This is a genomic window from Acinetobacter sp. CFCC 10889 (assembly GCF_003268395.1).
Classification (GTDB): domain Bacteria; phylum Pseudomonadota; class Gammaproteobacteria; order Pseudomonadales; family Moraxellaceae; genus Acinetobacter.
In genome coordinates this window covers 1-7,724 of the sequence record NZ_LQXQ01000093.1, presented here as the reverse complement: position 1 = coordinate 7,724, position 7,724 = coordinate 1, and the positions used below count along the sequence as shown (strand labels likewise).

The window sequence follows — 7,724 nt, the reverse complement described above, 5'->3', positions numbered from 1 at the left end:
TTGCATTTGTTTCTACCAACTGCTCTGATACTTTTTGCAGTCGATCTGATACTTCATTTAACTTTTTCCAAAGTGATGCACTTGGCTCATTCACGTATGCCCCCTTATTTTTAGCAATAAAAAACGCCCTCTTGGGCGCTATACAGTTGGAATTAATGTTTTATATGGGTGATCTAGCGGCAAGCTATCAGTCAATCCATATTTGTGAGCCGCCCACCCCTCTAGCTTTTGACGATCAGATAATGATAGAACCCCATCACCAACAATCACACACCCAATCTTACCAACATAAGACTCTGAAAAGCTTGCGCCAAGTGACGATGTAACCAAAGCGCCAATAGATCCGCCAAATAAACCAGATGAATCAGAAACACCTGCTGTTCCAAGATTATTATTTAAGCCGACTTGCGAGCCATTATTAAACAAAACTCCTGTTTTGTTTTCATAATCATGCTGACCAAAACTTATATTTATCTCATTTGCAACACTAGACTGTGACGACACCTCCAAATAACCACCTGATACTGTGCGTCTACCACCAAAAGCAAGCTTTCCACTATTTAAACTAAAATTTAATCTGCTAGATCCGTTTTGACTATAGATTGAGTAAAAGATAGAAGAATAGGATGTTTTTAGATCTGGCTCACAGACAGTAAAAACCCATACTGCTTTTTTATCTTTAAGATATGATGTATCTGAAATCCATAAAAAATCATCAACACCATCGAGCTGCAATGCTTTTTGAGATGCGCTAATATTTGTTAGAGTGGGTTTTTTTGCATCAATAGACTGGACAGCGTTTCTATTATTACCGCTCACATCTGTGATTTGTGAAACTCGATTGTAGTTATCAGCAATAATATTATCTGCAACAAAATTAATGAGTGTAGACAATTTCAATGGAGTCCACAAAACCCCTGCGATAGCAATGTGTTCATCGCTTAATTTTTCAACTTCATTTTTTACAGAGCCAACCCGAATATAGTAAGTTTTACCAATTTCAATATTAGTATCTATATAGCTCCTTGCTTCTGTGGATAAAACAGCTTTTGGTGTAGGCAAATGATTCACATCAATCGGCGTTTCAGAACAGTAGTAACGCTGCTCATCAACAAAACCATCTAACTTCCAATTCAATTCTAAGCGATTAGTCATTTTTAAACTCAACTGTTAAATCATATGGTGCTGAATAAAAACGTGATAATTCAACTGTATGGGCAAATGATTGAAAGCACTCATAATCATCTCGTAATGATTTAAGTGTAATTTCAATTGCAAATGTATTTGCCTGTATTGCACTTGCAGCAAAAGTGTATGAATTTAATTGACCAACATTGATACTTTGCGTTCTAAGTTCCGTTTGGTTTGCATCAAACTCGGTGAGAATAAGTTGATAATTCACGCCATTTTCGAGTGTTACACCATCATCAAAGTAACCAAGAATTGCGCCACCTGTTTGTTGCAGTCGGTTGCGGTCCACCCACGTTAAAATTAAATCCGAATCAATTTCAGTAGGATAGTGTTCACTATTGATCTGTACGTTTGCTGGCGGATAAGGACGAATTGCACGAGAATTCAATTCAAGTTTTTTCACATCAACTGGATCACGTTTTTGTACAGCACTCGGTGTTGTTGTTAAAACCTGCACTTGCACTGTTTCACCTGAAACGTATTGCTCTGTATCAAGAAAATGAAAATCATCAAAGAAATAAAAAACCGCATCTTTTAAATGCGGTTGAGGTACTGTGTCGAATGAGGCTCGTTTGACAGTGAGTAATTTCGTTTGAGTGTCATAATTTTGATAAACAAGTAGTTCGTCATCAAGTAAGATCAATGTTCCTTCTTTTGCTTGCGATATTGCATTTGCATTTTTGATAATAAAAGCTGATTCTGTAAATGAAATATCTTGATCAAGTGTCAAACTTGGGCAGTAGTCAACAGCACCCACTTTTTGCATTTGTGTATAATCTTCAGTTGCCTTGTCTGTATAAACAGAAGCATACATAGAATTGTTTTGCGGCTTACTGACCGCAGCTATTAAATAGCCTGCATCCGCATTATTTCCTAACTCTAAGTTTACTGTTGCCTGCCCATTTTGTTGAACCAAATTGTAATAAGGCGCTTCGAAAACAACTGCATTATTTGGTTGCGGTTCAAGCACCTTACTCATTGATTCATCACCATTGATTTGTGCATTCATATTTTCTGAATACGATACAACTTCAATAAAATCAATTGTTACAGTGTTATCTTTACCATCACCCAAACTGATATTGAGCACACGAACTGGCAATTGTAAAAGCTGCTTGCTTTGCCAAGACAATAGAATCACATCAAATTTATTTAACTTTCTTGCTTCATAGCGCCCTGTTGTAAAGCTGCCTTTCCAAGCTGCTGTGCTGACTTGTTTTAGTTTCCAGTTAGCCACAATTTCAGCATTGCGACGGTTCATAAAATATGGAAAATCAAGCTTTTCGGCATTTACAAAACCGACTGTATGAATTAATCCTGTATCGTCAATTGAGAATGTTGAATCCTTGAGATTTTCACGATCATAATAAGATACATTATATGAATTTACCGCATCTTCAGCATAATATGATTCAAACTCTAAGTGTTTTATATTGCTTTCATCGAAGTGCAATGCATTTTCTAAATCAAGTAAATCATCACGAAATAGAATGACTTCATAAAGTCCTGTTTGTCGATTAATCCGAAATCCACCCTCGATATGCGCTGCCAATTCATCTAAAGCATCTTTACATGATTTCTCTTGAATTGCCCATGAAATACCTAGACCTTCGTCCCAAATTCGATCTGCTGCTGCACGAAAATTCTCATCATTCACATCAGATTCAGGCTTATTCATTGCTGTGTAGTCAGTAATGATTTCACGTGCTTTGTGAATTGGGTTAATATCAACTGCCTGCATCTCACTGCTTTTATTAGTTTGATGCATATAAAAGAAGCCCAATCCATAGCGATAAAACCAAGGGCTTACTTCTGAATTAGTTTTAATTGACTTAACTTTCCAAATTGCAGATATTTCGCAAGGCGCTCTATCACGAAAAACATAAGTTATTTTACCATTTTCAATATCACGAATTTCTTGAACTTCGTTTTCTGTGTAAAGATCAACACCACTAGCATTCCCCTCGGGAACATAAAAGTCAATGCTAACAACAACAAAGCCACCCCCATTATAAATATGCTTAAATTCATAGTGTCCGTTTTTTCGCTCAGATGTGTAGCTTGTTAAACAGCCTGGTCGTGGTGCTGAACTTGAACCTGTTGGGTCAGGAACAATATCACCCTTTGGGTACTCCCCTGTTGGCTCACCAATTACTTTTGTGAAATTATGACCTCTGGACCACTCAGTCAGCTCAGCATCAAGCAAACAACCTTGCGTATATTTATAATAAAAACTACAATTTCCAAGTGGTGTTGGAATATTGAGTAGCCTTTCTGCATCAATTTCACAAACAATCTCACCATCAGCACGCTCTTTATACCACTGATCTTGACCATTATTTTTTATGCGTGTGCGCTTTGGGAAAAACATTACATCTTTTAAATAAGGCGAATTTCCCACATAAAAATCTTGAAAAACAATATAAGACTGGTGGCGATAAGCAGGCGCAAGTGAATAATATTGTTGATAATGAGGATTAGGCATTTGTGCAGCATTACCATCATAAAATGACATAACTCCACTAACACCCCCCTCAGTTTCGCCATAAAGTTCTGGTAAATCAAAAATATAATTTCCCGCTTGCATGTAGCGCCCTGTGTCTTTTGGGTGTTGCCAACCTTTTTTATCAAAGTTAACACCAAGTAACCACTCGACACGATTTCCGAGCATTAACACAAGACTTGTATAATATCTATAACCTTTAACGCCGCCGCTACTTTTGCCCATCTTGTTGCTTCTCCCAAAAATCTATTGCTTGCTGCGCCATTGCGTCATGACCAAAACGTTTTTTAAAATCATTGATTTCCATGCCATTTTTAAAGAAATCAGAAACTTCACTTTGACTTAATTTGAAATAGTCTAAAAGTATGCGCCTTGTACCGGGTGCACACATGCCAACTGAGCGTAGATGCCGCATATAAATACGCCCCGAAATTTCGGGGCGCTCTTTAATAAATATGCTCATTTAAAAGATTCCGTTCGTTCCCCAAATTTATCAACAACAACCCCAAACATTGGGCGTGAACCTGCAATGTCGCTAAATGAAGTGCCTTCATCCGCAATTGAACCATCAAGCTGACTCGCCTCGACTTTATTTTTCTTTTGTGCTTTACGTGCTGTGTAATATGAAAATGCAGCAGTTGCTACAGTGAGCGCTAAAATCGCCCAAATCACCCAAGGTGCAATAACCATTTTCTACCTCACAATTTGGTTCATCACAGGATTTTCATTCGGCATATTTGGAAAGCCTGCGTAATTAATATGATTGTTAAATTTTTCATTACAGACTGTCATAGATTGATCACAACCGGGGGCGATTTGCACTACATCACCGACTTTTAAGTTTGGAAATGGTCGGTACATACGGATTTGATTGCCAGTGTTTGAGACAATGAAAATAAACACACCATCTTTTTCAATTAGACCACGGTTTAAATAATTGTTGGCAAGCGGTGTTAAGGTTTGTAATGTCACATTCAAACCATTAATCGCTGTAACAGTTGCCTCTTGTGACCAATCTTCAAAATTCAAACCACAAAAACGATCATAAATTTTATTGGGACAAGTACGCTGTACTTTGCGCACCAAGATATTGCGATGCTGATATGTTTCACTTGTTGAGGCGACCAAGGTCATGGTTTTTTCAGATTCATCAAATTTTGGTTGCGTAATGCGACCTTTAAACAAAACCAAAGTTTCATTTTTATATAATTCTAAGATCGTCACACGCACAGCATCAAAGTAGATTTTGCCAATAAAATATTGAGTAAAATCCTCATCTTCAGCATTTAAAAGTGGGATTTGTGGAAATGTAATATCCACATCTGCTTTATCAATGCCTGCATCTTCAATATTTGTTCGGCTCATGCCACGAATCGGTAAATATGTAGTTTCATCATGCGTGACCGCTTTTGATGAGCTTGTAAAATACCAAGACTTATCACCCAATTTAAATTGATAAAGCTCTTTTCTTGATTTAAAAATCATGTATTTAGCTCCACAATGGGTATATTGGTTTGTGACACGCCTGCGCCTAAAAATGAAAATTCAGCAGTATCAGCGGCAAGACGATATAAACCCAAATAACAAACTGATTGCACTTCTGACCATGCTGCATTTAAAGCGGGCGTGATGTTTAAGCGTGTGTTGTCATCATTTTTGGTTTTGCTTGTGATTTCATGCGCTGACCAAATATCATTAATTTTGACAGCAATATGCTTTCGATCTGCTTCAATCACATAATCATTATCAACTTCAATCCACGCATTACCTGCACTGACAACATTTAAATGTTTCTCGTACAGTGGCAACCAGAAAGCGTTGTATTTGCCCAATCTTCTAAATAAGAAATTCTTAAATTCAAAGTATTCATTCTGATTTTTAAGCAATGATTTAAATGGCTTTAGATAACGTGGCGCTTTCCAATTTGCAAAGTCCTGAAAGCCACCAAGATCGCCATCAATGACAACCTGATGCTGCTGCAACGTCATTGAAAGTGAATCACCTTCCAGCAATAAACACTTAAAATAAATATCATGGTCTTGATATTGTGGCGGGATTTCTCCCGTAATTTCAGGACAATCCTCATCAATCACCCGAAATGCAATATCTTGTCGTGCATAGAAGCCGCTTGCTGCGATACTCACATCACCATCAATGATGCAAATACGAAGTGGTGTAATGTATGTGTTTGATGCGTCAATGCTTTTATTGAGCTTAAACCCATCCTGATATTCTAAAATTGGTTGATCATCTTCATCATAACCTGTGATGACATATCGCCCAATTTCTATAATTTCAATCAATTCACCATCAATTAAGCTATAACTTTGATTAAAATCTGCAATGCAAAGTGATGTATCAAGTTGAATAAAATCATCATCTACAGTGTTGAAAAACTGCTTTGACTGAACAAAAGGAATGCCCCACAATTTGCGTAAATTTGCATAAAGCATGTGGAACATATCACCCATTGCCTTATGAAAATTTACATAGTTAAAACTAAGTGTTTGTCGTGCTCGATCACGTAAATTTAGTCGATCTTCTGAACCATCATAATTTTCATGTACTTCAGTTAGAAATTGTAGTGTTTCAGTCGAATCTAAAAGAGGACACGCAGTTAATACATGCACTGGTCCGTATTTTGTCTGTATTTGCATAATGTCCTCAAATTTTAAGCATTAAAAAACCACCCGAAGGTGGTTTGGTTTATTTGATTGGCGTTCGCCCCATGAGTTGATCAACAAGCTCATCCACTTTTGTGTCTACGCTTCGCCATTTGTTTAGGGCTAAACCCCCATTCCCTTTTAGTTTAAACTCGGCTTCAGATGCAAACTGACCATCTTTTAAGATCGTGAATCGGGCATAACTTAGATAAGGCACAAAATCCCAAGTTCTTAGTGCTGTGTACTGCATTGTTGTTTCGCAAAACAATGGTTTAGAGTTTTCAGGATAAATTTCAGCTTTAACATTGTAACGAGCAAAACTGCGCACTATTGAATTTTCAAAACCATCGATGATAACTTTTGGATTCTTGGTTATGCAGATTTGCTTAACAGTTTGTGGTTGAAATCCATTGCTATTGTTGACTTGGATTGATGTACAACCAGCCAACGCTAAAATAGCTACCCCAATTAATATTTTCTTCACATTAAATCCCCTTTAAAATGCTTATAAAATATCAATTTAGACAATAAAAAACCACTTCGAAAAGTGGTTTTTAAAATTAAACTACGCCATTTCGCTTCAACGTCTTCATAATCAACTGTTCACCTGCACGACTTGCCATAAACTCTGCAACAGATTCACGTTTATCTACAATCACAATATTTGGATTCACATTGACTTGTGATGACTGCTGTTTGCCTTGAGATTCAGCCAAGTAATTTTTCAAATCAGCATTGGTTCTACGATCCACGACACGCTCACCTCGATCCAATAACCAAGTGCCTTCTTTTGGAATGTTGTCGATACCATCATGCGCCATCCCAGCAATCGTTTGACCCGCAATCATTCCAACGTTCGCCATCCCTAATCCTAATGCTATGGGTGCAAGCACCATGTTTGTTGGGTATGGTGCTTGAGCTAAAACATTCGAATACGCAAGATAGGCATTAATTGTTGCTTGCCCGATTGCTGCCATTTGCTGCATTAAATACATGGCTTTAAATGCTGATGATTGCTCACCGTATGCATCTGATGCCATGGTTGTTAGCGAGCTAAATAGCGACTCAGACTGTGACAATAAAGAGCTATAAGCATCAATCGTTGCATCAAAACGATCTTGCTCAAGCATTTTTACTTGTTCGCTATAGTCAACATCAATCGCAGCCAACGCATCACGATACTCTTTATGAGCATCAATCAACGCTTGATAACGATCATCTTCAGAATCAAAAGCATCACTCTGCATGATGTTCTGTTCAACAGAAGTTAAATCATTGCGAAGTCCTAACTTTGCACTATCACGATTGTTTTTAAGTGACCATGACTCGTATTCACTTGGTGTCATCGTTGCTTTTGCAAAGATGTC

Annotated in this window: 7 protein-coding genes and 1 pseudogene; all 8 read right to left on the bottom strand. The window is 37.5% G+C overall.

The window, feature by feature from the left end; genetic code table 11:
- Positions 1-138: 138 nt before the first annotated feature.
- Positions 139-1,155 carry a hypothetical protein gene (locus tag AVJ19_RS22360; protein ID WP_213067270.1) on the bottom strand — a complete coding sequence of 339 codons (1,017 nt, stop codon included), beginning with the start codon at positions 1,153-1,155 and terminating at the stop codon, positions 139-141.
- Positions 1,148-3,919 carry a phage tail protein gene (locus AVJ19_RS19845; RefSeq protein WP_111861286.1) on the bottom strand — a complete coding sequence of 924 codons (2,772 nt, stop codon included), beginning with the start codon at positions 3,917-3,919 and terminating at the stop codon, positions 1,148-1,150. Before AVJ19_RS19845 ends, AVJ19_RS22360 begins: the two co-directional genes overlap by 8 nt.
- Positions 3,906-4,157: a hypothetical protein gene (locus tag AVJ19_RS19840; protein WP_111861285.1), complete on the bottom strand. Its 252-nt coding sequence runs from the start codon at positions 4,155-4,157 to the stop codon at positions 3,906-3,908. The genes AVJ19_RS19845 and AVJ19_RS19840 overlap by 14 nt, the downstream gene beginning before the upstream one ends.
- The gene (locus AVJ19_RS19835) at positions 4,154-4,384 is read right to left on the bottom strand and encodes a hypothetical protein (protein WP_228203413.1); all 231 of its coding nucleotides are present in this window, start codon (positions 4,382-4,384) and stop codon (positions 4,154-4,156) included. Before AVJ19_RS19835 ends, AVJ19_RS19840 begins: the two co-directional genes overlap by 4 nt.
- Before the next feature lie 3 nt (positions 4,385-4,387).
- The gene (locus tag AVJ19_RS19830) at positions 4,388-5,179 is read right to left on the bottom strand and encodes a phage BR0599 family protein (protein ID WP_111861284.1); all 792 of its coding nucleotides are present in this window, start codon (positions 5,177-5,179) and stop codon (positions 4,388-4,390) included.
- A complete protein-coding gene (locus AVJ19_RS19825; protein ID WP_111861283.1) occupies positions 5,176-6,351 on the bottom strand; it encodes a hypothetical protein in 1,176 nt (391 codons plus the stop codon). Before AVJ19_RS19825 ends, AVJ19_RS19830 begins: the two co-directional genes overlap by 4 nt.
- 49 nt (positions 6,352-6,400) lie before the next feature.
- Positions 6,401-6,841 (bottom strand): Sbal_3080 family lipoprotein, encoded by a 441-nt coding sequence (locus AVJ19_RS19820; RefSeq protein ID WP_111861282.1) that lies wholly within the window; start codon positions 6,839-6,841, stop codon positions 6,401-6,403.
- Between the two features lie 76 nt (positions 6,842-6,917).
- A pseudogene (locus tag AVJ19_RS19815) lies at positions 6,918-7,724 on the bottom strand (hypothetical protein); the annotation flags it as partial.

What these genes read in the sequence shown, in the direction of transcription:
- AVJ19_RS19845 (WP_111861286.1), bottom strand. Translation starts at nt 3,919, where the DNA reads ATGGGCAAAAGTAGCGGCGGCGTTAAAGGTTATAGATATTATACAAGT.
- AVJ19_RS22360 (WP_213067270.1), bottom strand. Translation starts at nt 1,155, where the DNA reads ATGACTAATCGCTTAGAATTGAATTGGAAGTTAGATGGTTTTGTTGAT.
- AVJ19_RS19825 (WP_111861283.1), bottom strand. Translation starts at nt 6,351, where the DNA reads ATGCAAATACAGACAAAATACGGACCAGTGCATGTATTAACTGCGTGT.
- AVJ19_RS19830 (WP_111861284.1), bottom strand. Translation starts at nt 5,179, where the DNA reads ATGATTTTTAAATCAAGAAAAGAGCTTTATCAATTTAAATTGGGTGAT.
- AVJ19_RS19840 (WP_111861285.1), bottom strand. Translation starts at nt 4,157, where the DNA reads ATGAGCATATTTATTAAAGAGCGCCCCGAAATTTCGGGGCGTATTTAT.
- AVJ19_RS19835 (WP_228203413.1), bottom strand. Translation starts at nt 4,384, where the DNA reads ATGGTTATTGCACCTTGGGTGATTTGGGCGATTTTAGCGCTCACTGTA.